At 27.2% G+C, this 26165-nt stretch carries 26 protein-coding genes; 13 read left to right on the plus strand and 13 right to left on the minus strand.

The genetic code is table 11. The annotated features are described in order from the left end of the window. Window positions 1-86: 86 nt before the first annotated feature. The 4 genes from BLT70_RS08835 to rpsF all read right to left on the minus strand — a co-directional run bounded on the left by BLT70_RS08835 (window position 87) and on the right by rpsF (window position 1783). On the minus strand, window positions 87-554 hold the full coding sequence (locus BLT70_RS08835) for a DUF6495 family protein (protein ID WP_091893623.1): 468 nt from the start codon (window positions 552-554) through the stop codon (window positions 87-89). Window positions 555-679: 125 nt separating this feature from the next. Beyond that, the gene (gene rplI, locus BLT70_RS08840; RefSeq protein WP_091893625.1) at window positions 680-1126 is read right to left on the minus strand and encodes a 50S ribosomal protein L9; all 447 of its coding nucleotides are present in this window, start codon (window positions 1124-1126) and stop codon (window positions 680-682) included. A 15-nt stretch (window positions 1127-1141) separates the two neighbouring features. Further along, window positions 1142-1438, minus strand: a complete 297-nt coding sequence (gene rpsR / locus BLT70_RS08845; RefSeq protein WP_091893627.1) for a 30S ribosomal protein S18 — start codon at window positions 1436-1438, stop codon at window positions 1142-1144. A gap of 3 nt (window positions 1439-1441) precedes the next feature. Then, window positions 1442-1783 (minus strand): 30S ribosomal protein S6, encoded by a 342-nt coding sequence (gene rpsF, locus BLT70_RS08850; protein ID WP_091893629.1) that lies wholly within the window; start codon window positions 1781-1783, stop codon window positions 1442-1444. A gap of 125 nt (window positions 1784-1908) precedes the next feature. Between rpsF and BLT70_RS08855 the strand changes: the two genes are divergently transcribed. Next, a complete protein-coding gene (locus BLT70_RS08855; protein ID WP_091893631.1) occupies window positions 1909-2796 on the plus strand; it encodes a sterol desaturase family protein in 888 nt (295 codons plus the stop codon). A gap of 98 nt (window positions 2797-2894) precedes the next feature. On the opposite strand, the gene ald is transcribed toward BLT70_RS08855, so the two are convergent. The 4 genes from ald to BLT70_RS08875 form a co-directional block, all read right to left on the minus strand. Continuing rightward, window positions 2895-3977: an alanine dehydrogenase gene (gene ald / locus BLT70_RS08860; protein WP_091893633.1), complete on the minus strand. Its 1083-nt coding sequence runs from the start codon at window positions 3975-3977 to the stop codon at window positions 2895-2897. A gap of 204 nt (window positions 3978-4181) precedes the next feature. Beyond that, window positions 4182-5294: a hypothetical protein gene (locus BLT70_RS08865; protein WP_091893635.1), complete on the minus strand. Its 1113-nt coding sequence runs from the start codon at window positions 5292-5294 to the stop codon at window positions 4182-4184. A gap of 115 nt (window positions 5295-5409) precedes the next feature. After that, the gene (locus tag BLT70_RS08870; RefSeq protein WP_091893638.1) at window positions 5410-6192 is read right to left on the minus strand and encodes a hypothetical protein; all 783 of its coding nucleotides are present in this window, start codon (window positions 6190-6192) and stop codon (window positions 5410-5412) included. Next, complete coding sequence (locus tag BLT70_RS08875; protein ID WP_091893640.1) at window positions 6179-6739, minus strand: RNA polymerase sigma factor; 561 nt, start codon at window positions 6737-6739, stop codon at window positions 6179-6181. Before BLT70_RS08875 ends, BLT70_RS08870 begins: the two co-directional genes overlap by 14 nt. Before the next feature lie 126 nt (window positions 6740-6865). On the opposite strand from BLT70_RS08875, the gene BLT70_RS08880 reads away from it, so the two are divergent. Then, entirely contained in the window at window positions 6866-7822 is a 957-nt protein-coding gene (locus BLT70_RS08880) for a hypothetical protein (protein WP_091893642.1), read from the plus strand. Here BLT70_RS08880 and mqo read toward each other — a convergent pair. Next, window positions 7819-9291 (minus strand): malate dehydrogenase (quinone), encoded by a 1473-nt coding sequence (gene mqo, locus BLT70_RS08885; protein ID WP_091893644.1) that lies wholly within the window; start codon window positions 9289-9291, stop codon window positions 7819-7821. The genes BLT70_RS08880 and mqo overlap by 4 nt on opposite strands. Window positions 9292-9371: 80 nt before the next feature. Beyond that, entirely contained in the window at window positions 9372-11813 is a 2442-nt protein-coding gene (gene priA, locus BLT70_RS08890; RefSeq protein ID WP_091893646.1) for a primosomal protein N', read from the minus strand. A 598-nt stretch (window positions 11814-12411) separates the two neighbouring features. Here priA and BLT70_RS08895 point away from each other — a divergent pair. Continuing rightward, entirely contained in the window at window positions 12412-13287 is an 876-nt protein-coding gene (locus BLT70_RS08895) for an alpha/beta hydrolase (protein ID WP_091893648.1), read from the plus strand. Between the two features lie 5 nt (window positions 13288-13292). Then, on the plus strand, window positions 13293-14177 hold the full coding sequence (locus tag BLT70_RS08900) for an alpha/beta fold hydrolase (protein ID WP_091893650.1): 885 nt from the start codon (window positions 13293-13295) through the stop codon (window positions 14175-14177). Between the two features lie 263 nt (window positions 14178-14440). Here BLT70_RS08900 and BLT70_RS08905 read toward each other — a convergent pair whose 3' ends face one another. Next, window positions 14441-15625 carry a class I SAM-dependent RNA methyltransferase gene (locus BLT70_RS08905; protein WP_091893652.1) on the minus strand — a complete coding sequence of 395 codons (1185 nt, stop codon included), beginning with the start codon at window positions 15623-15625 and terminating at the stop codon, window positions 14441-14443. 236 nt (window positions 15626-15861) lie between these two features. Between BLT70_RS08905 and BLT70_RS08910 the strand changes: the two genes are divergently transcribed. The 5 genes from BLT70_RS08910 to BLT70_RS08930 all read left to right on the plus strand — a co-directional run bounded on the left by BLT70_RS08910 (window position 15862) and on the right by BLT70_RS08930 (window position 20522). Then, a complete protein-coding gene (locus BLT70_RS08910) occupies window positions 15862-16587 on the plus strand; it encodes a class I SAM-dependent methyltransferase (RefSeq protein ID WP_091893654.1) in 726 nt (241 codons plus the stop codon). Then, window positions 16584-17261, plus strand: a complete 678-nt coding sequence (locus BLT70_RS08915; protein ID WP_091893656.1) for a ZIP family metal transporter — start codon at window positions 16584-16586, stop codon at window positions 17259-17261. Before BLT70_RS08910 ends, BLT70_RS08915 begins: the two co-directional genes overlap by 4 nt. 112 nt (window positions 17262-17373) lie before the next feature. Then, entirely contained in the window at window positions 17374-17922 is a 549-nt protein-coding gene (locus BLT70_RS08920; protein WP_091893658.1) for a hypothetical protein, read from the plus strand. Window positions 17923-17927: 5 nt separating this feature from the next. After that, entirely contained in the window at window positions 17928-19817 is a 1890-nt protein-coding gene (locus BLT70_RS08925; protein ID WP_091893660.1) for a tetratricopeptide repeat-containing sensor histidine kinase, read from the plus strand. A 63-nt stretch (window positions 19818-19880) separates the two neighbouring features. Next, on the plus strand, window positions 19881-20522 hold the full coding sequence (locus BLT70_RS08930; RefSeq protein WP_172824402.1) for a response regulator transcription factor: 642 nt from the start codon (window positions 19881-19883) through the stop codon (window positions 20520-20522). Here the strand turns inward: BLT70_RS08930 and BLT70_RS08935 are convergent. Then, the gene (locus BLT70_RS08935) at window positions 20519-22702 is read right to left on the minus strand and encodes an ATP-dependent DNA helicase RecQ (RefSeq protein WP_091893663.1); all 2184 of its coding nucleotides are present in this window, start codon (window positions 22700-22702) and stop codon (window positions 20519-20521) included. The two genes, BLT70_RS08930 and BLT70_RS08935, sit on opposite strands and share 4 nt — an antisense overlap. 139 nt (window positions 22703-22841) lie before the next feature. On the opposite strand from BLT70_RS08935, the gene BLT70_RS08940 reads away from it, so the two are divergent. From BLT70_RS08940 to lptB, 4 genes are all read left to right on the plus strand, one after another. Continuing rightward, window positions 22842-23810, plus strand: a complete 969-nt coding sequence (locus BLT70_RS08940; RefSeq protein WP_091893665.1) for an SIS domain-containing protein — start codon at window positions 22842-22844, stop codon at window positions 23808-23810. Beyond that, the gene (gene tatC / locus BLT70_RS08945) at window positions 23810-24625 is read left to right on the plus strand and encodes a twin-arginine translocase subunit TatC (RefSeq protein ID WP_091893667.1); all 816 of its coding nucleotides are present in this window, start codon (window positions 23810-23812) and stop codon (window positions 24623-24625) included. Before BLT70_RS08940 ends, tatC begins: the two co-directional genes overlap by 1 nt. Further along, entirely contained in the window at window positions 24615-24959 is a 345-nt protein-coding gene (locus BLT70_RS08950) for a carboxymuconolactone decarboxylase family protein (protein ID WP_091893669.1), read from the plus strand. The genes tatC and BLT70_RS08950 overlap by 11 nt, the downstream gene beginning before the upstream one ends. A gap of 94 nt (window positions 24960-25053) precedes the next feature. Beyond that, window positions 25054-25797, plus strand: coding sequence for an LPS export ABC transporter ATP-binding protein (lptB, locus tag BLT70_RS08955; RefSeq protein ID WP_091893670.1), 744 nt, complete (start codon window positions 25054-25056; stop codon window positions 25795-25797). Here lptB and BLT70_RS08960 read toward each other — a convergent pair. Beyond that, a complete protein-coding gene (locus BLT70_RS08960) occupies window positions 25787-26146 on the minus strand; it encodes a glyoxalase (RefSeq protein ID WP_091893672.1) in 360 nt (119 codons plus the stop codon). The genes lptB and BLT70_RS08960 overlap by 11 nt on opposite strands. Window positions 26147-26165 lie beyond the last annotated feature (19 nt).

Genomic DNA, 26165 nt, shown 5'->3' on the forward strand with positions numbered 1-26165 from the left:
GCAGATTACTGTCGATGAACTGTATTTTTTACTTAAAAAAAAGATTTGAATGTTTTTATAAAAAATATAATTTTGAAGAGATAAATTTAGCTTATTAAGCCATTAAAATATTCAAAAATTTCTCCTTTAGAAATATTACTTCCTTTTTCAATTAAATCAAAAATTTCTAAATTTCTTTCTAAATTATATGCTTTAGACCCTTTAAATATTTCTACAGAACTATCTAAAGGATTTTTCAATAACCACTCAAAACCAGCTTGTTCTAATAAATTAATATCCGTATTAATTTTTATTGCTATTCTATGCATTTCTTTAGCTTCACATTTAAATAAATTTGCCGAAGTTTTAGAAAAATGTTCTACATAGTTTGTTTTAGATAAAACATCATCCCAAACAACATCAGAAAACACATTCATTTCATCATCTGCTACAGTTGGTTTCTCTTTTTTAATTTGATTCCATTCTTTTACATCTATACTTTGAGTAGCTAAAAAACGAGCAAACTCTTCATTTAAACTTTCAAATTGCTCTTTGGTAAGTTGTCTATATTTCATATTAAAAAAAATAATTAAACTTTCTAATTTTAATAATTATTTTGTGATTTTAAAATTAAATCTTTCACTAAAATAAAAAAGCTCGTTATTTCTAACGAGCTTTTTGTAAATTATTTAAAGTAATACTACTCAGAAACTACTTCAAAAGTAATATCAGTAACTACTGCTCTGTGTAATCTTACAGAAGCTTCATATTTACCTAATCTTTTTACAGAACCACCAACAACTTTTATAAATTTCTTGTCTAATTCTGTTCCTGCTTTTACAAGAGCTGCAGCTAAATCGATGTTATTTACAGAACCAAATAATTTGTCTCCTGAACCAACTTTAGATGCAATTTTAATTTCATATCCTTTAATTGTTTCTGCTATTGCATTAGCGTCTTCAATTAATTTAGCTTCTTTATAAGCACGTTGTTTTAAATTCTCTGCTAATACTTTCTTTGCAGATGAAGTCGCTAAAACTGCTTTTCCTGTAGGGATTAAAAAATTTCTAGCATATCCGTTTTTAACGACTACGATATCATCAGTAAATCCTAAATTTTCTACGTCTTGTCTTAATATCAATTCCATGTCTCTACTTCTTTATTATTTTAACATATCTCCAACGTAAGGCATTAACGCTAAATGACGCGCTCTTTTAATTGCTTGCGCAACTTTACGTTGATATTTTAATGAAGTTCCTGTTAAACGTCTTGGTAAAATTTTACCTTGTTCGTTTACTAAATACATTAAGAAATCTGCATCTTTATAATCGATATACTTGATATCTTTCTTTTTAAATCTACAGTATTTTGCTTCTTTTTTAGTATCTATATCTAATGGCGTTAAATATCTAACGTCAGCAGATTTACCACCTTTTGCTTGTTGTTCTATTGATGCCATTTCTTATTTTTTAGTAGATTTAACACGTTCTGTTCTAACTTTAGCCCAAGCTGCAGCATGTTTGTCTAATTTAACAGAAAGGTAACGCATAACGCTATCATCTCTTCTAAATTCTAACTCAAATGCAGAGATTTCTTCTCCAGCAACTTTGTACTCTAGTAAGTGATAAAAACCACTTTTTTTCTTTTGAATTGGGTACGCTAATTTCTTTAAGCCCCAATCTTCTTTTGAGATCATTTCAGCTCCTTTAGAAACTAAATAATCTTCGAATTTTTGTACTGTCTCCTTTATCTGAGTATCAGATAAAACGGGATTCAAAATGAAAACAGTTTCGTAATGATTCATAAATTAAATATTTATTGTTTATTTTTAAGGCTGCAAATATACTAACTTTTTTACATATAAAAGAATCTTTTTTACATTAAAATTACAACATTTTTGCACTAAATAAAACCTTTTAAAACACTGATATGCAAATACCTGATATACCAAATTTAATTCATTACGCAATTCCCTTTTTTGCTTTAACGGTAATTATTGAAGTAATTTTAACCATAAAAGTAAAATTAGAAGATTACGATTTTAAGGATGCTAGCACTTCCCTTTTAATGGGGTTTGGAAATGTTTTACTAGGAATAATTACAAAAGCAATTGTTTTAACTGCCTTTTTATTTCTTTATAAATATAGGTTTTTTACTATTTCTGTTACATTATGGACTTGGGTTATACTTCTTTTTGCAGAAGATTTTATGTATTATTGGTTTCATAGAATTAGCCATGAAAGTAGATTGTTTTGGGCAAGTCATGTGGTGCATCACTCATCAAAAAAATATAATTTAAGTACTGCTTTAAGGCAAACTTGGTCTGGTGGTTTTTATACTTTTATCTTTTGGATTCCTTTAATTTTAGTAGGCTTTCATCCAATAATGGTAATGGCACAAATGTCTATTAGTTTAATTTATCAATATTGGATTCATACAGAATTAATAAAAAAAATGCCAAAATGGTTTGAAGCTATTTTTAACACACCAAGTCATCACAGGGTTCATCATGCTACAAACCCTCAATATTTAGATAGAAATCATGCAGGAATTTTTATTATTTGGGATAAACTTTTTGGTACTTTTGAACCCGAAATTGAAAAACCTGTTTATGGTTTAGTATCAAATATTAATACTTATAATCCTCTAAAAATTGCTTTTATTGAATGGTATAATATGCTTACAGATTTTTTTAATTCAAAAACATCTATCTTTAATAAATTTAAATATTTAATAAAACCTCCTGGCTGGAAACACGACGGAACAAGTATTTTATCAACAGATTTAAGAAAAGAATGGGAAGAAAAAAATAAATAAACTTATTGTCTTATGAGTGAAATCGGAACAATTTTAAATTCCAATTTCACTCAAGTTGACAATAAAAACTATCTTTAATTTGTTATACAGATTTTATTTTAATCAAAAATACCTTCTAATTCTTTGTAAACAATTTCACCTTTTACAATGTTTAATCCTTTTGATAAACTTTTATCAAATTCACAAGCTTTTTCCCAACCTAAATTAGCTATTTTTAAAATGTATGAAAGTGTAACATTTGTTAAAGCAATTGTAGAAGTATAAGGTACTGCTCCTGGCATATTTGCTACACAATAATGCACAACATCATCTATAATATACGTTGGATGCTCGTGTGTAGTAGCTTTTGTAGTTTCAAAACATCCACCTTGATCTACAGCAACATCAACAACAACAGTACCAGGTCTCATCTCTTTTAACATGTCTCTAGTTATTAATTTTGGTGCTTTACCTCCTTTTACTAAAACTCCACCAATAATTAAATCGTGAGTTTTTATAAGCTGCCTAATACTATATTCACTAGAAAAAGCAGTGATAACATGGTTTGGTAAAACATCATTTACATAACGTAACCGTTTCATATTAATATCCATAATAGTAACATGAGCTCCTAAACCTGCAGCCATTTTTGCCGCTTGAACTCCTACAACTCCAGCGCCTAGAACTAACACTTTTCCTGGTGCGACTCCTGGAACTCCACCTAATAATATTCCACGTCCTTTAATTGGTTTTTCTAAATATTTTGCTCCTTGTTGCACTGCCATTCTACCTGCTACTTCAGACATTGGTGTTAATAAAGGCAAAGTTCCTTCATTATCTTCTACAGTTTCGTAAGCAATACAAATAGACTTACTTTGAATCATTGCTTTTGTAAGCGGTTCACTTGATGCAAAATGAAAATACGTAAAAACAATTTGGTTTTCTTTAATTAACGGATATTCTTCTGCAATTGGTTCTTTAACTTTTACAATCATATCGCTTTGACTGTAGATGTCTTCAATTGTAGGTAAAATTATTGCACCAACTTCTTGATAATGTTTATCAAAAAAACCACTTCCTTCTCCTGCAGTAGCTTGTACAAAAACAGTATGATTTTTTTTAGTAAGTTCAAAAACTCCTGCAGGAGTCATACCAACTCTGCTTTCATTGTTTTTAATTTCTTTGGGAATTCCAATTTTCATTTTGCTTAATTTGAATATTTAAGCAAGTAAATCTACACCGTTTTTGTTTGTAATTTAACAAAAAAACAAAGATTTGTTATTTTTACTGATGCACTATTTTTTTTAGATTAAAAATGACTTTATAAAAATTTCTATTGATATTTATTATCAAATATTTAATAATTAACATAATATATTGACCTCAACAATATATTCTTTAACGTTTTAATTCAAATCTAAACGAAGCCCTAAAGAAATATTTCTTGTTTTTGTATTTTTAAACAGCGGATTCAAATCATATTTTACATAAAAACTGGTAGATTTATATCCTAAATATGCACTTAATCCATAATTTACGGTATTCATATTAAAATTATCAAATTGAACCTCTTCTACTTCTACTCCATTAGCATCGTTATATTCTAAATACTGTCTTGTTCCTAATTTAAAACCAAAAAAACCACCAACTCCTAAACGAACAGCATTATTTGTTCTATCTCTAACACGACCATCATCATAGATTTTATTTTTTGATAAATCCCATTCTAAATGCATCGGGAAATTCATTTGTACATGTCTTAATCTGCTATCTGATAATTTATTTTCATACGTTTCAATTTCTGTTACATCGCCGTTTTTAACATGAATTCTATTATCTTCTAATCGTAAATTATTCCAAAGAAAAGAAAAACCATATTTAAAATACAACTGAGAAGGCTCTCTGGTTAAACGAGTTTTCCAGGTCCAACCTAACTCATAAAAATGCGATTGCCAAAATTTATACTCAGAGTCATTTAAAGAAGAAAATTTATCATTATTTAAAACATTATTTACACCCATTGCAAACACAAACTGAGTTGTTGTACTTCTTTGTTTTTTATTTTTTTCTTTCCATCTTTCTTTTCTTTTATTATTTCTTTCCTCTAAGTCACCTTCCGTAATATTTAGTTTAAAAATTTTATTACCAATAGAAAAAGTATTGTCATCATCCTCACCTGTAATTGTTTCATTTTCTTCTGATGTTGCGATTTTTCCGTTAGTTTTATCCTGCACTAAAAGCTGTAGCAAACGTTCTTGTTCGCCAACCAATATTTCTATTCTTCTTGCATGATACGCCGCTACCTCTTGTTTTAAAGTTTCTGAGGTAACTTTAGTTATTTCTCCTTTTTCTAGCTTTTTATCAATATCAATTATTTTAGATTTTAAAGAATCCTTTTGCTGATTGGTTATAATTTCTATTCTTTTTGATATTTTAATTACTTCTTTCTCAAATGTTTTTTCTTGAGATTGTGCCATAGTTGTACATAACAACACTAAAATTAATAGTATTCTTTTCATTTTTATTGATTTTAAAATTTTGAGTTTGAATTCGTCATTACGAAGAGTTTTCGACGATATAATCTGCTAATCCATATAAAAGATTACTTCGTAAACTCGCAATGACACTTGTTTTTTAATTATTTCTACTTGCAATTACCGTGGCAATATCTGATATTTTATTCTTTAATGATTTCATAAAATTATTCTGAAAATCTTCATCGTCAATTGTACGTTCCACTTCTGCCAAAATAGTTTCTGGATTTACTTTAATATTCGATTTTTTGAGCTCACTTTTAATCGTTTTTAAAACATCATCTCTATTTAAATTATACTTGGCATAATAGGTTTTTACTTCTTCTGGTGTGTGTGTTACAGCATACAATAAATCTTCACTATTTATTTTAATTCTGCTATTTGGGTTTTGCTGTAAGTCTACTTTTTTTATTGCTGATGCACTTTTTTCTGATGGATTTTCATCAACATTAGTAATTGAAATTTGATCATCTGTTTTAGCAATTATATTCTTTTTCTTCGGATGCATTTCTTTATATGATTTTGCAATAACATCTTTATTTATTTTTTGATCCTCTTCTATTTCATCAACCTTTACAAGTGCTTTTTCAACAGGAATTACATTTATAATTTTATTTATTTTGTTATCAATAATTGTTGTATCAATAGGATTATCAACAATAATTTCTGATGGTTTTGTTTCTACATTTTTATTAAAAAACACAACACTAATTAAAAGTAAAATACTTGCTGCTACGCCAATATAAAAAAACCAACCTTTTTTCTTTTGTTTAGGTTGCTCATCTAATTGTGTAGATAAACGTTCCCAAGCAGAAGCAGAGGGTTCAAAAGTTCTATTTTCGAACTTTTCTTTTATATTTTTATCTATATTATTTGTCTCCATTAATCGTTTTATTCATTTTGTAATAATTCTCTTGCAATAATTTACGTGCTTTAAATAATTGCGATTTTGATGTACTTTCAGAAATGCCTAATTGTTCTGCAATTTCCGAATGTTTATAACCTTCAATGGCGAATAAATTAAACACCATTTTGTAACCGTCTGGCAATTTATCAATCAGTTTTTGAATGTCTTCTACAGAAGTATTTTCTAAACTTTCTGTTGCTGCATCATTAAAAACATAGTCTTCATCAGATAAATCTACCAAGTTTTTTTTGCGGAGATAAGAAAGACAGGTATTTACCATAATTCTTCGAATCCAACCTTCAAAACTACCTTCGTTTTTAAACTTATGTAAGTTGGTAAAAACTTTTAAAAACCCTTGTAAAAGCAAATCTTCTGCATGATGCAAATCTTTTACATATTGTCTGCAAACACCCAACATTTTAGGAGAATGTTTCTCAAACAATTGCTGTTGAGCTTCTCTGTTATTGGCTATTGCTTTTTTAATAAGCGATGTTTGGTTGTTATGTAATGATATAATTTTCAAGCCTCTCGTTTCTATTTTTATTGCCTTACAAATATATAGACTACAGAAGTTTTAAAAAGGTTGCTTGGAGTAAAAAAGTTTTTGATTTTTTTAAATTGATTAGATTTTGTTGGTATCTTTATAATTATGAATTATAGCTTTCTACTTGATAATAATATTTATAGAGAAATTGTAAAATATGGAAATGAAATAGTATTTGAAAATTTTAATTCTGATATTAAAAATCATAGAATAATTAAAAATATTCCTGTTGAAAATATAATTTATTCCCTTACGCCATTTACAATAATGGAAGCTTTAGGTATAACAATTCCATATCCGAAAATAATACTTCCATTAGAATTAAAAAGTCCTAAAAAATATAACGAAGCCTTTATATTTATTAATGATGAAGCCAAAAAATATTTTAGTAATTTAAGTTTGATTAAACCTAAAGAATTATTAAAAAAAGTAAAGCAGCAAAAAAAATTTACTTCTTTAAAAGCAAAAAAAACAGAACAAATATTTATCGAAAATCCATTAAAAACAAAAGAATTTTATGATTATTTTTTGGAATCCTTAGTATTTGATTACACTTGTAAATATGAGTTTCCAAGAGAAGTTCAAAAAAGAATATTTAGCGAATATTTATTGCCAACATTCTTTTTAAATAATCATACAATTTCAAGATTTAGTAAATTTAGAATCATTAAAAGACTATGGGATAATTCATATACTGGATTAAAAAAATCACCAGTTTTTCCCAAAGGATATTTTGAAGAAATAAATAATTCTATGAAACTAAAAGGAAATCAAGATTTCTTAGATTGTGAAATTATACATTTTGCTTGTGTTGGTGATTGCGTTGAAAGTAAACACAATCCTGTTTTTGTATTTACTCAAGATGACAAGAAAACTATAATTAACAGAATAATTGTTTATAAATCAATGATTAAAACCATTTTAAATGATTTATCAGAAGATAACTATAAAATTAATAAACCAATAATTAATAATTGGGAACAAGGAATGATTATCTTTTGTAATAGTGATGGTTCAATTAAAGAATCCATTGACGTTAGTGATATAAAAACTATAAATTAAAGTCCCAAAGAAATCTTACTCTTCTCCAACTCTTTATCAAATAATTCTTTTGTAACTTTTGATTTATAAAAAGGTACAATTTCTTTTAAAAGTTGTTTTCCTTTTTTAGAATTTATCAATTCTGGAAATGCTTTTTCAATAACTTCTAACATTATGGATGTTGCTGTAGAAGCTCCTGGAGAAGCGCCTAATAAACAAGTAATACTTCCGTCTTTGCTAGAAATTACTTCTGTACCAAATTGTAGTTTTCCTCCTTCAAATTCATCCTTTTTAATAATTTGTACTCGTTGACCTGCTTTTACAACTTCCCAATCATCAGAATTAGCATTTTTAACAAACTTGCGTAAAGAATCCATTCTATCTTCTTTACTCATCATAACTTGTTCTACCAGATACTTGGTTAAAGGTAAATTATGCCAAAATGCACCTAACATTGATGGAATATTATCAAACTGAATAGATTTAAACAAATCTAAATTAGAACCTTCTTTTAAAAACTTCGGACTAAATCCTGCAAAAGGACCAAACATTAATTGACGTTTTCCATCAATATAACGCGTGTCTAAATGCGGTGTAGACATTGGTGGATCGCCAAGACCTGCTTTACTATATACTTTTGCATCGTGCTGTTTTATAATATCTTCATTTGTACAAACCAACCATTCGCCACTTACAGGAAAACCTCCATAACCTTCTTTTTCATCAATTTCTACTTTCTGTAATAACAACAAACTTCCTCCTCCTGCTCCAATAAAAACATGTTCTGCATCTAATTGATGTACTTTTTTTGTTTTTAAATTCTTAATTTCTACAGTCCAATCTAAATCTGTATCAGGATCAATATCTAACACTTCCATATTACAATGAACTGGCGTGTTAAATTTGGTTTTTAAAATATGAAATAACTTTTCTGTTAACGAACCGTAATTCATTTCTGTGCCTCTATCAATTCTAGAAGCCGCCATAATTTCGTCTTCAGTTCTATCATTTGCAATTAAAGGAAACCATTCTTTCATTTTGTCGATTTCTCTTGTAAACTCAATAGAATCGAACATAAAATGCTCTTTTAAAGTTTTAAAACGTTCTTCTAAATAATCTGCATTTTCTTTTCCTAAAACCCAACTATGATGTTTTACTGTACTTATAAATTCATTCGGATTTTCAATCAATCCTTTTTCTGTTAAATAAGACCAAAACTGCTTAGAAGTTTCATATTGAGTACAAATATCAATTGCTTTTTTGATGGAAACTTTTCCGTTTTCTTCCGGACAATAATTTAATTCGCACAAAGCAGAATGACCAGTTCCTGCGTTATTCCAAGCTGCAGAACTTTCTTGAGCAACATTTTTTAAACGCTCTACAATTAAAATATTCATTTCTGGTTTTAGCAATTTTGTTATTAACGCTAAAGTTGCGCTCATAATTCCGCCACCAACACAAATTAAATCGTATTCTTTTTTGAATCTCATACTATATTTTAGTTTTTGTTCAATTCTGCAATCAAAATCAAATTCTAACTGCAAATTGAAACTGATTACTGTAAACTTTTTTAATAAGCATCTACATCTATAATAAAGCGAATTGGTCTAAAATCTTTTACAGCTTCAAACGAATTTCTAATTTTAGAAACGTGATTTTTTGTATTTACTAAACTTTGTTTTGGCGGAATCTTAATCACAATATTCTTGATATACTGATTTCTAATTCTTGAAACGGCTGGTGCTGTAGGACCTAAAACATTTTCGCCAAACGAATTGTGTAACGATTTAAAAAGCCAATTTACACCGCTGTCAACTTTGTTATAATCTTTGTGTTTTAGTGTAATTTTTATCAATCGATAATAAGGCGGATACTTATATTGCCAACGCTCTTGCAACTGTTCTTTATACATTTCTGTATAATTTGTCGTAGAAACTTGCTGTAATATTTGATGATAAGGATTGTAGGTTTGTATAGCAACATTTCCTTGTTTTTTGCTTCTTCCTGCTCTTCCAGAAACCTGTACCATCATATCATAAGCACGTTCGTGCGCTCTAAAATCTGGGAAATTTAACATAGAATCTGCATTTATAATACCAACTAACGAAACATTCTCAAAATCTAATCCTTTTGATAACATTTGCGTACCAACTAAAACATCAATTTCTCTGGCTTCGAAAGCACCAATTATTTTCTGATAGCCAAATTTTCCACGAGTCGTGTCTAAATCCATTCTTCCTATTTTAAAATCAGGAAAAAGCTCTTTCAATTCCAACTCAATTTGCTCTGTTCCAAAACCTTTTGTATCTAAAGTATTGCTTCCACAAGCACCACAACTATTTGGCATTGCTCTTTGATAATTGCAATAATGACAGCGCAATTCGTTTCTAAACTTATGAAACGTAAGTGTAACATCGCAATTAGGACATTGAGGAGAAACTCCGCATGTTTTACATTCTACAACTGGCGAAAAACCACGTCTATTTTGAAATAAAATTACTTGTTCTTTTAAATCTAAAGCTTCTTGAATTAACTTTAGTAATCTATCAGAAAAATGACCATTCATTTCTTTTTTCCGATGCTTTTCTTTTACGTCAATTAATTCAATTTTAGGTAATTGAACATTTCCATGACGTCTGTTTAATTCTACAAAACCATATTTTTTTTGTTGTGCATTAAAGTAACTTTCTAAAGATGGCGTTGCAGAACCTAATAATAATTTTGCTCGATGAATTTTTGCTAAAACAATGGCAGAATCTCGCGCATTATATCTAGGTGAAGGTTCAAATTGTTTGTAAGAAGTTTCATGTTCTTCATCAACAACAATTAAACCTAAATTAGAAAAAGGTAAAAAGATAGATGATCTTGCGCCTAAAATAATTTGGGCTTTTGTTTTATTTTCTGATACATTATTCCACACTTCTACCCTTTCGTTCATAGAATATTTAGAATGAAAAACAGAAATTTGATCTCCAAAATAAAATTGTAAACGTGTAATAATTTGTGTTGTTAAAGCAATTTCTGGCAATAAAAATAGCACTTGTTTGCCTTCATCTAAAATGTCTTGAATCAGTTTTGTATAGACTTCTGTTTTTCCAGAACTTGTAATTCCGTGTAACAATGTAACATCTTTTTCTTTGAATGTTTCTTTAATTTCTACAAGTGCTTTTTGCTGATGTTCATTCAACACTTTTAAATCATTTGTATCGCCTTTAAACTGAATTCTGTCTGTTTGAATGTGATAAAACTCAAAGATATTTTTATCAACCAAAGACTTTAAAATTGATTGAGAAACCTGTGCTTTTGTTTCTAAATCTTTTGCCTTAATTGGCTTTTTACTTGTTGATAATTGAAAAAAAGTTAATACAGCTTCTCGTTGTTTTTTTGCTCTTGATAATTCTTCTAATAATTTTCCTAGAGAATCATCATCAAAATAATTTGCATTTAAGCGAATATATTTTACTAATTTGGGTTTGTATTGTTCGTAAATCTCTTCCTTAATATATATAGCAGATTTTTTTATCAATTCATTTACAATTGGCATTACTTTTTTCTTGCCTAAAATATCTGCAACTTGATGTATTGTTAATTGCGATTGATGTTGTAATGCTTCAAAAATTAAAAACTCTTCATCAGCTAAAATAGATTCCTCTAAAAAAGCTTCATTTTTATAAATAATAGTTTCACTTTCTAATAAAAAAGCAGATGGTAAAGATGCTCTATAAACATCGCCCAAAGAACACATATAATAATTAGCAATCCATTGCCAATGTTTTAATTGAAGCTCATTTACAATTGGTTTTTCATCTAAAATTTGATGTATTTCTTTGGCTTCGTATAAAACTGGTGCAGTTTGATGGATGTTAAAAACCAAACCTGTATACATTTTAGTTTTCCCAAAAGAAACAGCAACTCGCATTCCTTTTTGCAGAAAATTAAACTCGTCTTCAGTTACAGAATACGTAAATGTTTTCTGAATAGGAATTGGTAATATTACGTCTATAAAGTGCATAGTCACTTCGAGTAGTTTTACGATTTAAATAAGTAGAATTGTAATGAATAGTCGTCTTTTAAAAAGTTTTCGGGATAAACCCAATAGAAAAAACCAAAATCTTTCAAACTGATATTCGTCCAAAATACTATAAGCCAAAACTACATAAAATTCACTACATTGTAATTAGAAATTATAAACAAATGGAACAAATAAAAGAACTTATAGACTATTATTTAACTTTTAAAAACGTATATCTTGTGAAAAACACTTTAGTTAAAATTGTAAGTTTAACTACTAAAGATAATTATGCGTAAATAATCGAAACTTTGGATAACTTTAAAGAGAACAAATTAGAGACTGAAATTACTCTTTACATTCTTTAAATTGCTGATAAAAATTTAATCGGATTTAAAGAAAATATACAAAATAGAATAAATTCTACTTCAAATATAGATGCTATAGAAGACTTAAAAATCTTTATTAAAAATAGTTTAACCCATAAATTATTATTCTTTTAAAGTTTTAACATTTAAAGATTTGAGATTAATTATTAATTTGTACCTTTCACTTAATTTAAAAAAACATAAAAAAGCTAATAATTAACCCCCCAAAAATTATGACTGCAGATAACTGGAAAAGCAGAGGAAAATTTTATACAATTGCAGATAAAAAAATATTTGTTGTCGATGAAGGTTCATCTCTACAAACCATTGTAATCTTACATGGTTACCCAACTTCTTCTTTCGATTACTCAAGAATTTTACCAGAATTAAGTAAGCATTATAGAGTTATTATTCATGATCATTTAGGTTTTGGTTTTTCTGACAAACCTAAGTCTTACACCTATTCTTTAATAGATCAAGCAGATTTTGCTTTGCAATTATGGCATAAAATGGGCTTAAAAGAAGTTACTATTTTAGCACATGATTATGGTGCTTCTGTTGCAAAAGAAATTTTAGCCAGAAAAAATCATAACCTTATTCCGTTAAAAATAAAACGTATACTTTTATGTAATAGTAGCATGAGACTTGAGTATTTGCATTTAAGAAACATGGACAAACTACTTAAAGACAAAAAGTTAGGTAGATATATTGCAAGACTTACAAACTATGGTTTTAAAAAAATTAAAGATAAATTTAAAAACAAAAATTTAAATCCAGAAATTCATACAAACTACGATATTAATAAAGTTTGGGATCAATTAGATACTTCTGAAGGTAAAAATGAAATTCATCTTTTAAGTAATTTTATTAATGAGCGTTACACATTTTGGCATAGATGGACAGAAGCTTTAAAAGAATCTGAAATTCCGATAAAAATTGTATGGGAAAAAAGTGATCCAGTTGCCATTAAAGAGATTGCTATTGTTTTAGCAACAGAAAATATTAATGAGAATTTAGAGTGGATTGAAAATGAAAGACACTTTTCTATATTAGAAAACCCAACAAATTGGTTGAATTTAGTTTTTAATATTAATAAATCTAAAATTTAATAATTATGGATTCTCTAAATGACAATGCCATAGTTATGACTTCTAGTGAATGGGAAAAAAAAGGAAATTTAATACCTGTTTTTGATAAAGAAATTTTTACTATTGATATTGGAACTCATAAAAAAACCTTGGTAATTCTGCATGGTTACCTTACTTCTTCTTATGATTATTATAAAGTTTTACCAGAATTAAGTAAACATTATAGAGTTGTTTTACTCGATTTTATAGGATTTGGATTTTCTGAAAAATTAGACAAACAATATTTTACAATTATAGATCAAACAGATTATGTTTTAGAATTATGTAGATTATTGGATTTAACCAATATTACAATATTTGCACATGATTACGGAACAGAAATTGCGCAAGAAATTATAGCTAGACAAAATTATTCTCTAATAAACACACCAATAGAAAATTATATATTTTGCAATAGTAACATGCCAATATACCACTCGTATTTTTTAGATTATCATAAAAGTTTAAAGCAACAAGTTGCTAAAAAACTTATAGCAATGGTAGCTTCTTTTGGTATTTATAAAAAAACAATTAAAGGAGTTTTCTGTGATGATAGTAAAATAGCCGATGAAGAACTAAGAGAAATGTGGTATCAATTAGAACTAAATAAAGGTAGAGACGTAATTAATTTTGCAGATAATTATGTAAGAGAACGCAATATTTTTTGGAATAGATGGATTGCTGCATTAAAAGAAAATAAAGTTCCTTTAAAATTAGTTTTAGGAAGAAAAGATGTCATTAATACTGTTGAAAAACTTGAACCTCTAACCGAAAAATTTGATGGTAACAACATTCATTGGATTGAAAAATGTGGACATTACCCAATGTTAGAAAATCCTAAAGAATGGATTGAAGCTGTATTAAAAGCATAAAATTATTATTGAAATAAGTGAAGTTAAGAAAATTTAAAATTGATTCTTAACTTCATTTTTTTTTACCTTAAAATTGGGCAATTTCACAAAAAAAAATTCGTTTTAAACAATTAATAAAGCCTGTAAAAAAGCTTAGCCGTGATTGAAACGGCATCCTTTTTATAAATAAGAATTCTATGCTAACAGAAATCTTATTTATAAAAGATATAGCATTTCGACTTCGCTCAATATAAATTCCAAGCAGGAAAAAGCTTCAAAAAAAACTACTCTTCTTTAGAACAGAAATTATTATTGTTCTTTTTAAATTTACGTGAACCTTCATATAAATCGTATCTTACAAACTTACAATCTAAATCTCCATTTCGTAAATCGATTCTTTTTGACGTTCGTAAACCAACATGTTTTAAAGCTGGTATATCTGAAGTAATAAACCAGGCTGTAGAATCTGGATAATTATGTTTTAAAGTATCACCAATTTTTTTATAAAACTCTTGAGTATCAACATTTAAACGCTCACCATAAGGCGGATTAAATAAAATTGTTGTTTTACCAAAAACCTCTTTTGTAGAGTTAAAAAAGTTAACATGATGCACGCCAATAAACTCATCTAAATTTGCTTCTTTTATATTTGCATTTGCTTTAACAATTGCAGAAGGCGCTTTATCAAAGCCCATAATTTTAAAATGAGAACTTCTAATTTTCTTTAATAAAGAGTCTTGAATTGTAAAATATAAATCCTCATCATAATCTTTCCAGCTTTCAAAACCAAAACGTTTTCTATTAATATTAGCAGGAATATTATTGGCAATCATTGCTGCTTCTATTAAAATTGTACCAGAACCACACATTGGATCTATAAAGTTTTCATCGCCTCTATAACCAGAAAGTAAAATCATTCCTGCTGCTAAAACTTCATTAATTGGCGCAATATTAGTTGCCGTTCTATAACCACGTTTGTGCAAAGAATCGCCCGAAGAATCTAAAGAAATGGTTAGAAGATCTTTGTTAATATGAATGTGAATTTTTAAATCTGGATAATCTAGATCTACATCTGGTCTTTTCCCAAAATTATCTCTAAAATAATCTGCAATTGCATCTTTAGATTTTAAAGCAATGTAATGAGAATGATTTGGTAAATTTTTAGAATTAGAAACAGCACCAATTGCAAAAGTGCCATCGATATCTAAATATTTTTCCCATTTTATCTTTTTTACAGTGTCGTATAAATCTTCTTCATCGTAAATTTTAGTAACTTTTATTGGTTTTAAAATACGAATTGCAGTTCTTAAAGCAATATTTGCTTTATACATAAAACCTTCATCGCCCTTAAAAGAAACGCTTCTTATTGATTCTTGAACGTCTTTTGCACCTAAATTTTTTAACTCTTCTGCTAAAATGCTTTCTAAACCAAACATGGTGGTTGCCACCATTTTAAAATCTTTATTCATACTTGTAAAATTGACTGCAAAAATACACTGAAACAATGAATTAAAAGAACAATTTAGCAACGAATTAATTTTACAATAATGTAACAATAAAAGTAAACTAAAAACAAGTTTAGAAAAACGTAAGTTTTAGTTACTTTTACAGACTTAAATTTCACAATGAGTATTTTACAAAAAAAAACCAATATCAATCAATATAATTATTTTATTAAACACCTAGTTATTGCAATTTTATAGAGATGAAAAAAAAAGATTGGTTTACAGATTGGTTTAACACACCTTATTATCATGTGTTATATAAGGAAAGAAATTATAAGGAAGCACAGTTATTTATGAAAAATATAACTACTTTTTTAGCATTGCCAAAAATAACTCATATTTTAGATTTACCTTGTGGTAAAGGACGACATTCGGTTTTTTTAAATTCTTTAGGATACAAAGTTACTGGTGGAGATTTATCTGAAAACAGTATTGAATATGCTAAACAATTTGAAAATGATACTTTAAATTTTAGTGTTCATGATATGCGTAAACCCTTTAAAAATAGATACAATGCAGTCTTTAATTTATTTACAAGTTTTGGTTATTTTGAAGATGATGATGAAGATATTTTAATTTTACAAAATATTAAAAACGGATTGAAAAAAGATGGTGTTTTTGTGTTCGATTTTTTAAATGCAACATTTGTAAAAAACACACTAGTTACAAAAGAAACTAAAATTGTAGACGATATTACTTTTAATATTACAAGAGAAATTAAAAATAATTTTATCATAAAAAATATTTCTTTTTTTGCAGATGAAGAAAATCATAAATACATAGAAAGAGTAAAGTATTTGGATATTGAGAAAATGAAAAAATATTTTGAAAAAGTTGGTTTTACAATCACTGCTATTTTTGGTGATTATAATTTATCTAATTTTAATGCACAAACATCAAATAGATTAATATTAGTTGCAAAGTGAATTATATCTTATTAGTTTTATCAGTTTTAATAGGTTCTTTGTTGGTTTTTATAATAAAACCAAGTAATAAAATTGTACGTTTACTATTAGCTTTTAGTGGTGCTTACCTGTTATCTGTAACAGTTTTACATTTATTACCAGAAGTTTACACTATAAATTCTAATCATAAATCAATAGGTATTTTTATATTAATTGGTATTCTTTTACAATCGGTTTTAGAGTCATTTTCTAAGGGTGCAGAACATGGTCACATTCATATTCACACTGATGGGAAAAAGTTTCCAGCCTTACTTTTTGTAAGTTTATGTTTGCATGCTTTTTCTGAAGGATTGCCAATTCATAATTCTGATAGTAATTTATTATGGGCAATTGTTGTGCATAAAATACCAATTGCCATTGTATTAACTACATTTTTAATCAACACAAAATATACAAAAAAAACAGTTTTTGGTTTTCTGTTTTTCTTCGGATTAATGAGTCCTTTAGGTGTTTTAGTTGGTGATAAAATTCCGTTTTTCACAACTTATGGATCAGAAATTACTGCTTTAATTATTGGTGTTTTCCTACATATTTCTACAATTATTCTTTTTGAAAGTTCAGAAAATCATAAATTTAATTTGCAAAAATTTACAGCTATCCTTTTAGGTATTTTACTTACTATCTTTACTTTATAGTTTTTTCTTATATTTATAGTTGAAAATATACCTACTTGTAGGTATATGTATACTTATATCTTTTTTGGATATTTGAGATATTACTAACCAACTAACTTAAAAATAAAAAAAAATGAAAAAAACTAATTTTAAAAATTTAGATCCTAAAGAATATGCTTGTATACATAATAAGATAGGAAAAAGAACATATCTAAATAGGCCTTCTGAACCTGAAGAACAAGAAATTCTTTATAGATTATATTCTCCTAGAGTTCAACTTTTAGATAATATAAAAAATGGCAACTCTTATATTTCAATAGAATATTTATCAGCAGGAAGTAAAAAAATTTCAAATATCAAGTGTGAGTTTAAGGATAATATTTTAAGTATAATTATAGATATAAATGCTTTAAATAATAATGGTAATGATAAAAATACAATGTCACATATAGTTTTTAATGTTAGTGAAACTTGTAAAGATCTTATTACTAAAGAAGATTCAATTGATAAAATTACTGTCTTACTCCAAAACAATAATAAATTAAAAGCAGAAAGTTTAACTGAAAATTTATTAATAATTAAAGGTACTACTACAATAACCGATCCTTATGAAGAATATCCTCCATTTGCTCCAACATCAATTAGTTTAGGCGAATACCCTATAGAAGAGGAAGAAAAGTAAGATTAATGAAATATAATATTTTACTATTTTTATTATTATTTTCTGGTAAAGCTATTTTTTCTCAAGTTTTACCAGAAAATAAAAATTTATATGATTCAATATCAAAACATATAAGACAAAGAAATTTTAGTAAAATAAAATCTTTTTTAAATAATAATAAAAAAAAATTTAATAAAAATGATAAATACTTAATAATAGATATCAATGATTTTTATTATCATTATTTAAAAAAAAATTACGACAACTGTTATATCGTTTTAAATAGAATTGAGAAATATAAGGACAAACTTAATTATGAAAATTTAAACCAATATTTTACCTCTAAAGGATACTTATTTAAAGCAGAGAACAAAATTGATTCAGCAACAATTTATTTTACAAAATCACTTTCATTTTTTGAAAAAGATAAAATAAAATACTCTTCAGAATTAGCAAACATATATCAAGGTTTAGCCACGATTTATCGCTTATCAAATAACACAAGTAAAGAATTAAAATATTTAAACGATTACTTAGAGATAGCTAAAAAAACTGGTAATGAATACAAGATAAGCAGTGCTTACAATAGTCTAGGTGTTTATTATGATAAAAACAATAATCCCAAAAATTCACTTGAAAATTTTAAAAAATCCTTAAATTATAAACAAAGAAATATTTCAAGAAACACAACACTACAAAATATAGGTTCTATTTATTTAAAATATTTTAATAATGTAGATTCTGCTTTTTATTATAACCAAAAAGCTATTAACGAATATACATCAAAAAGGAACCTAGCTTTTATCCATTACGACCTATCTCTTATTGCCTCAAGAAAAAATAATTTAAACCAAGAAAATAAAGAGCTCCAAACTTCTCTAAAATACATTAAACTAGATCCGTTTCCAGAGCTTGAAATTAAACTTTACAAAGATTTATCTGAAAATAATAAAAAACTTAAAAACTATAAAGAATCATTACGCTTTTTAGAAAAGTATGATTCTTTAAATAATGTTGTAAAAAATCAATCTTTAATAGAAAAAGTTGAAGAAATAGAAATTAAATACCAATCAGAAAAAAAAGAAAAAGAAAATCTTCAACTTAAAATAGAAAAAGAGAAAACCAATAATTTTTTAATCGCTTCTCTCTTATTTATTTTTCTAAGTAGTATTATTACTGTTTTAATATTTAAAAACTCAAACAAAAAAAGAAAAGTTGCTGAGCAACAAAAAGAATTAGAGACTCAAAAAAATCTAACACTTTTAAAAGAACAAGAAATTACGACCATAAATGCAATGGTAGATGGTCAAGAAAAAGAACGTAAACAAATTGCAGAAGATTTACATGATAATTTAGGTTCTGTTTTAGCTACTTTAAAATTACATTTTGAAAAATTGAAAATTAATTGTGAAAAGAATTTAATAGATCCAGAAATATTATTTAATAAAACAGAAAATTTAATTGATGAAGCTTATATAAAAGTTAGAAGTATTGCACATGCAAAAAACTCAGGAGTAATTGCAAATCAAGGTTTATTAGTTGCTATAAAATTAATGGCTGATAAAATTTCATCTGCAGATAATATTAAGATAGATGTTATAGATTTTGGATTAAACAAACGTTTAAAAAATAGTTTAGAAATTACAGTTTTTAGAATTATACAAGAACTAATAACAAATATTATAAAACATGCAGAAGCAAAAAACGCAACCATTAATATTTCTTTATATGATAAAAATCTAAATATTATTATTGAAGATGATGGAAAAGGTTTTAATTTTAAAAAAGGTAATTTAAAAAAAGGTATGGGAATAAATTCTATAGAAACCAGAGTAGCACATTTAGAGGGTACTTTTGAAATAGATTCTACACTAGGAAAAGGTAGTTCTATAATCATTAACATTCCTATTTCTTAAAATCCCTATTTATAGTGATTTTTTAATTACTTAAAAACCTTATTTTTATAAAAACATAAAACTATGATCACAATCATTATGGCAGAAGATCATCAAATGTTAATTGATGGTGTACAATCTTTTTTTGAATATAGTGATGAAATTAGCTTTATCGCAACTGCAAATAATGGAGAAGATCTTGTAAAATTAGTTGATTTAAAAAAACCAAAATTAGTACTTACAGATATTAGAATGCCAAGAGTGGATGGTATTGAAGCTACCAAAATTATCAAAAAAAAACATCCCTATATTTATGTTTTAGCCATGACAATGTTTGATCAGCCAGATGCAATAAAACAAATGTTAGATGCTGGCGCAACAGGTTATATTTTAAAAAATTCAGGAATTAAAATGCTTTCAAAAGCAATTCAAACTGTAGCAAATGGTGAAACTTTTTTTGACCCAAATGTGGCTTTTAATTTTATGAATAATTACATTGATGACAACGTAACCATTGGTAAAACAGATAAAATTGTTTTATCAAATAGAGAAAAAGAAATCTTAACCTTAATTGCAAACGGAAATACTTCTAAAAATATTGCTGAAATATTATTTATAGCAAAAAGTACAGTTGATACACATAGAAAAAATATGATTCGAAAACTAGACCTAAAATCTGGTAGTGAGCTAGTTAAATATGCTATCGATAAAAAATATAAATTCTAATTCGCTACTTCATTTATAAATTTAATTCTCATTAAACGCAATTCTTCTTCATCATAATCACCATCAAATTCATCTAAAGCTACCTGAATTTTATCTGTACTAGCTTCCATAAAATAATCATGAATTTCTTCTTGCTGATCTTCATCTAATAAATCATCTAAAGCATAATCTATATTTAATTTAGTTCCAGAAAAAATAATTACTTCCATTTCCTTAATTAATTCATTCATTTCTAAACCTTTTGACTTAGCAATATCTTCTAATGGTAATTTTCTATCTGTATTTTGAATAATGTATAATTTTAATCCAGAATTAACACCAGTACTTTTTACAATTAAATCATCTGGTCTTAAAATATCATTTTCATCAACATAAGTTGTAATTAATTTTACAAATTCTTTACCAAACTTTCTAGATTTTCCTTCTCCAACACCATGCACTTTAGAGAGTTCTTCTAAACTCATTGGGTATTTTAAAGCCATATCATCTAAAGATGGATCTTGAAAAACAGCAAAAGGAGGCACACCTTGTTTAGATGCAACTCTTTTTCGTAAATCTTTTAGTAACTTTATAAGTTTTTCATCAGCAGCTCCTCCAGAAGATTTTGAATTAGTAATAATTAAATTATCTCCAGTTTCTGTATACGAATGATCTTCTGTCATCATAAATGAAGTTGGATTTTCTAAATAATCTTCTCCTACTTTATTTAACTTTATAACTCCGTATTGCTCAATTTCTTTTTTAATAAAATTTACAACCAATATTTGTCTTAAAAGCGCCATCCAATAAGCGGCAGATTTATCTTTACCAATACCAAAAAAAGGTTGTAAATGTGTTTTATGAGAAGTTAATAATGCATTTTCTTTACCAATTAACGTGTTTACAACTTCTTTAGATTTATATTGTTGTAATGTATTTTTTACTACAGATAGTAATTTAACAACATCTTCTTTTGCTTCATGTTTTTTCTTCGGATTTCTAGAATTATCATCCATATCTGCTCCTTCTCCATTAACATCATCAAATTCTTCTCCAAAATAATGCAATAAATATTTACGCCTATTCATAGAAGTTTCTGCATAACCAACCACTTCTTGTAATAATGCATGACCAATTTCTTGTTCTGCAACTGGTTTACTAGACATAAATTTTTCTAACTTTTCGATGTCTTTATACGCGTAAAAAGCCAAACAATATCCTTCACCATCATCTCTACCTGCTCTACCTGTTTCTTGATAATAACTTTCTAAACTTTTCGGAATATCATGATGAATTACAAAACGAACATCTGGTTTATCAATTCCCATTCCAAAAGCAATCGTTGCAACAACAACATCACAGTCTTCCATCAAAAACATATCTTGATGTTTTACTCTTGTTTTAGCATCTAAACCTGCATGATAAGGAACTGCCTTTATACCATTTACTTGTAAAATTTGAGCAACTTCCTCAACTTTTTTTCTACTTAAACAATAAATAATTCCAGATTTCCCTTCTCTTTGTTTTACAAAACGAATAATATCTTTTTCAACTTCTTTCGTTTTTGGTCTAACTTCATAAAACAAATTTGCTCTATTAAAAGAAGCTTTAAATCTATTTGCATCTGTAATACCTAAAGTTTTTAAAATATCTTCTTGTACTTTTTCTGTAGCAGTTGCTGTCAAACAAATTACCGGAACGCTATCAATAGCTTTAATTATGTGTTTTAAATTTCTATATTCTGGTCTAAAATCATGACCCCATTCTGATATACAATGAGCCTCATCAATAGCTACAAAAGAAATTTTTTGATTTCTTAAAAAAGCAACATATTCTTCTTTAATTAAAGATTCTGGCGCAACATACAAGAGTTTTGTAATTCCGTTAGTAATATCTTCTTTTACTTGAGCAACTTCAGTTTTATTTAAAGAAGAATTTAAAACATGAGCAACTCCATTATGCTCAGAAATACCTCTAATTGCATCTACTTGATTTTTCATCAATGCAATTAAAGGAGAAACAACAATAGCTGTTCCTTCTGCCATTAAAGCTGGTAGTTGATAGCAAAGTGACTTACCACCACCTGTTGGCATTATTACAAAAGTGTTTTCGTTATTTACGATACTTTTAATAACTTGCTCTTGCAGTCCTTTAAACTTATTAAATCCAAAAAACTTTTTAAGAGGGCTATGTAAATCCATATATATTAATTTTCAATTATAAATAAAGAAACCAAAACCGATTACTATATAGTTTCAAGAAACTTTTTTTTGTAGTAAATTTGCTCGTTTTCTTTATATAAAGATATAACTTTTTTTTATTCTGATAAAAACATAAAGCTTGAAAGATAAACCTAACATTATTGCCAATGCCAAAAAAACAATTTTAGCAGAAAGCAAAGCTATTGCTAATTTAGCAAATTTTATAGATTCTGCATTTGAAAATGCTGTTAAATATATCTATAAATCTAAAGGAAGAGTAATTGTAACAGGTATTGGCAAAAGCGCAAATATTGCCACAAAAATTGTTGCAACCTTTAACTCAACAGGAACTCCAGCTGTTTTTATGCATGCTGCAGATGCTATTCATGGAGATTTAGGAAACGTTTTAAAAGACGATGTAGTTATTTGCATTTCTAAAAGTGGAAATACTCCAGAAATAAAAGTTTTAGTTCCGTTAATAAAGAATTATGGAAATAAAATAATTGCAATCACAGGAAATACTGATTCCTTTTTAGGAAAAAATGCAGATTTTCCTTTAAATACTTTTGTAGAAAAAGAAGCTTGCCCTAACAATTTAGCACCAACAACTAGTACAACTGCACAATTAGTTATGGGTGATGCTCTTGCTGTTTGTTTATTAGAATTAAAAGGTTTTACAAGTAAAGATTTTGCAAAATATCATCCAGGTGGTGCTTTAGGAAAACGTTTATACTTGAAAGTTTCTGATTTAACAACAAATAATGAACTACCTAAAGTTTTAGAAAATGATTCAATAGCTAAAGTAATTATAGAAATTTCTGAAAAACGTTTAGGAGTAACAGCTGTTTTAAAAGATGATAAAATTGTTGGTATTATTACTGATGGAGATATTAGACGAATGTTAAGTAAAACAACAGAAATAAGTAATTTTAAAGCCAAAGATATTATGGGTAAAAACCCAAAATCTATTCATAAAGATGCAATGGCAATTGAAGCTTTAGATGCTTTAGAAAATAATAGTATTACTCAAATTTTAGTAAAAGATGATAATAATAACTATGTAGGTGTTGTACATTTACATGATTTAATTAAAGAAGGAATTTTCTAATGGCAGAAACACAAAAAGAAATGTCCTTTTTAGGGCACTTAGAAGAATTAAGATGGCATTTAGTAAGAGGCGTTTCAGCAATATTTATTTTAGCAATTGTCTTTTTTATTTTTGCAGAAGAAGTTTACAACAACTTTTTACTAGCTCACATACAACCAGATTTTATAACATATCAATTATTTTGCGATTTTTTTAACTTTTTTGGAATGGATAGTGAATTCTGTCATATTAATTTTGCTGATAAAAAATTACAAAGTATCGAAGTAACATCACAATTAATGAACTCCATTTGGTCTTCTTTAATTTTAGGGTTTATAGCTTCTTTCCCTTATATTTTATGGGAATTTTGGCGTTTTGTTTCACCCGGATTAACAAAAAGTGAAATAAATAAATCTAGAGGATTTATTTTTATTGCATCTTTCTTATTCTTTATAGGAGTCGTATTTAGTTTTTATGTAATTGCACCAATATCTGTACAATTTTTATATAATTATCAAATTTCTGATGCCATTGTAAATAGCTTCACTTTAGAATCTCATATAGGATTAATTACCAATATGTTACTTGGAGTTTCAATTTTATTTGAATTACCCGTTCTAATTTATTTTTTAACCAAAATTGGATTAATTACACCAGAATTTTTAAAAAAATACAGAAAACATGCGCTAGTAATTGTTTTAATTGCAGCGGCAATTATAACACCACCAGATGTTGCTAGTCAAGTTATTGTAGCAATACCAATTCTTATTTTATACGAAATAAGCATTAAAGTTTCAAGAAGAGTTATCAAAAACCAGCAAAAAAATGCCAACTAAAGTCCAAGAGTTTAATGAGTATCGTCAAAAAATGAACGATAAAATTTTAGCTTCTGATAATAAAATAGTTAAACGAATTTTTAATTTAGATACAAATGCTTTTTCAGAAGGGCATTTGCCAGTAAAAACAAAAGAATTGTTAGGCTTAGTGGCATCCGCAGTTTTAAGATGTGATGATTGTATAGCATATCATTTAGAAACTGCACACAAAAACGGCGTAACAAAAGCAGAAATGATGGAAACAATGTCTATAGCTACCTTAGTTGGTGGTACAATTGTTATACCTCATTTAAGAAGAGCAGTTGAGTATTGGGAAGCGTTAGAAAATGAGTAATTAGTAAAATAATAAATGTTATGAATCTATTAAGATTTAAAAAAACATAATTTATTACTTTTACACAATCTACAATTACACATATTTATAATATATGATTTTAAGAGCAGAAAAAATTGAAAAAATTTACGGGAGTAGAAAAGTTGTACAAGACATTTCTTTAGAAGTTAAACAAGGCGAAATTATTGGTCTTTTAGGTCCTAATGGGGCAGGTAAAACAACTTCTTTTTATATGATTGTTGGTATGATTAAACCAAATTTTGGACGTATTTTTTTAAATGATGAAGATATAACTAATGATGCCATGTACAAACGTGCACAAAAAGGTATTGGTTATTTAGCTCAAGAGGCTTCTGTTTTTCGAAAACTATCTGTAGAAGAAAATATTTTGTCTGTTTTACAATTCACTAATTTATCTAAAAAAGAACAAAAAATAGAATTAGAATCTTTAATCGAAGAGTTTAATATTGGTCATGTTCGTAAAAATAGAGGAGATTTACTTTCTGGTGGAGAAAGACGTAGAACAGAAATTGCGCGTTGTTTAGCTTCAAACCCTAATTTTATTTTATTAGATGAACCTTTTGCCGGTGTAGACCCTATTGCTGTAGAAGATATACAAAGTATTGTTGCTCAATTAAAAAACAAAAATATAGGTATTTTAATTACAGATCATGATGTACAAGCAACTTTAGCTATTACAGATAAAACTTATTTAATGTATAATGGAAGTATCTTAAAAGAAGGAACTCCAGAGGAATTAGCTGCAGATGAAATGGTTCGTAAAGTATATTTAGGAAAAGACTTTGAGCTAAAAAAGAAGAAATTTTTTACTCCTTAAAATTACCAAAATGCCAAAGAATTCCAGATGGATCATGCAAAAAGAATTCTTTTCCCCAATCATTATATACAATTTTAGATAATTTAACTTTTGTATATTTTTCTATAAGATTTTTTTCTTTAATTATATTAAAATAAGATTCTAGATCTTCCACTTCTAGAAACAGCATAGAATTATCTATCCAATCTTTTACAAAAGCTTTTTGTAGATAAAAACCTAATTTTTCATCAATCTTAAAATAAGATAAATTATCTGATAAAATAGTTTCTATAAAACCTACATCTTTATAAAAGTTTTTTGATGTTTCAAAATTTTTTGCTCCAATAAAAGTTCTTATCGATTTAAACATTGTGTTAAACTAACTAAAG

Source organism: Polaribacter sp. KT25b (genome assembly GCF_900105145.1).
Taxonomy (GTDB): Bacteria; Bacteroidota; Bacteroidia; order Flavobacteriales; family Flavobacteriaceae; genus Polaribacter.